We start from the raw sequence: 1,283 nt of genomic DNA, 5'->3' as shown, positions 1-1,283 counted from the left end.
CGGCACCGCGACGTCACCGACGGGCATCCGCGCGGTGTCCGTGCACGTCGCACCCGCCGACCCCGACCGCGAGGGGGCCGTGCGATGAAGGACGCCCTGCGTCGCCGCGTGGCCGCCGCGGCCGCGGCCGCCGTGACGCTGCTGCTCGCGGCGTGCACCTCGATCCCGACGTCCGGACCCGTGCAGCAGGGCGGCGACGGACGGGTCGACGAGCCGTCGAACATCGACGTCCTCGCCGAGGGCCCGCGGCCGGACGCCGCGCCGCTCGAGATCGTCGAGAGCTTCCTGGTCGCGGGCTCCGCGGGGTTCCGGGACGACTTCGTCGTCGCGCGCCAGTACCTCGCGGGGCAGGCGCGCGCGGAGTGGCAGCCGCTCGCGGGCGTCGTCGTCTCCGGCGCGCTCGAGTTCGGCGACCTCGGCGACGGCCAGGTGCAGGTCGACGTGCCGGTCGTCGCCCGGGTCGACCGGGAGGGCCGGTACGCCGAGGCGCCCGCGGGCGCGGAGTCGTCCGTGACCTTCGGGCTCGTGCAGGACGACGAGGGCCAGTGGCGCATCTCCGAGGCGCCCGACGGGCTCGTCGTGCCGACCGACGACTTCGAGGTGTTCTTCCGCCAGACGTCGATCTACTTCCTCTCGCCCGACGAGACGTTCCTCGTCCCCGAGCAGCGCTGGCTGCCGGTCAAGAGCCGCGAGACGTCGGTCGTGAGCGCGCTGCTCGCCGGCCCGTCGCCGTGGCTGCGCGACGCGGTTCACACCGCGCTGCCCGACGGCGTCCAGCTCAAGCCCGAGGCGGTGAGCGTCGACGCCGAGGGTGTCGCGCACGTCGGGCTCTTCACGACGCGGACGGCCGAGCTGCTCGACGCCGACCGGCCGCTGCTGCTCGCGCAGATCGAGCAGTCGCTCCTCGCGCTGCCCGGTGTGTCGTCCGTCGACGTGACCGCGGGGGGCGTGAGCCTCGACGGCGCCGCGTCGCTGCGCTCGGGCGAGGGCCCGGCCGTGGCACCCGAGGTGCTGCTCGACGGTGCCCTGGTGCAGGTCGGGACGGACGGTCCGGCACCGGTCGACGGCGTCGGGCCGTTCACGGTGCCGGACCCGAGCGCCCCGGCGCGCGACGAGAGCGGCACGGTCCGCGTCGTGCTGTCCGACGGGCGCTCGCTCGCGACCGTGCCGACCGAGGACGACCCCGGGACGACGCTGTACACCGGGAGCGCGCTGTCGGCGCCGTCGGTGGACCGCCACGGCTACGCGTGGACGACGGACGTCGGCGCCGGGATCGTCGCGGT

The 1,283-nt window shown here is 75.9% G+C and carries 1 protein-coding gene; it reads left to right on the top strand.

Features of this window, described 5'->3' with window-relative positions; all coding sequences use genetic code 11:
* Positions 1-84: 84 nt before the first annotated feature.
* Positions 85-1,283, top strand: a 1,199-nt coding sequence (locus HGA02_RS19695; RefSeq protein WP_168681093.1) for an LpqB family beta-propeller domain-containing protein, incomplete at its 3' end; no start/stop codon positions are given.

This window comes from Cellulomonas septica (assembly GCF_012396155.1).
GTDB lineage: Bacteria > Actinomycetota > Actinomycetes > Actinomycetales > Cellulomonadaceae > Cellulomonas > Cellulomonas septica.
Note: the sequence above shows the minus strand (reverse complement) of the source record. Positions and strands in the feature narration are given on the sequence as shown.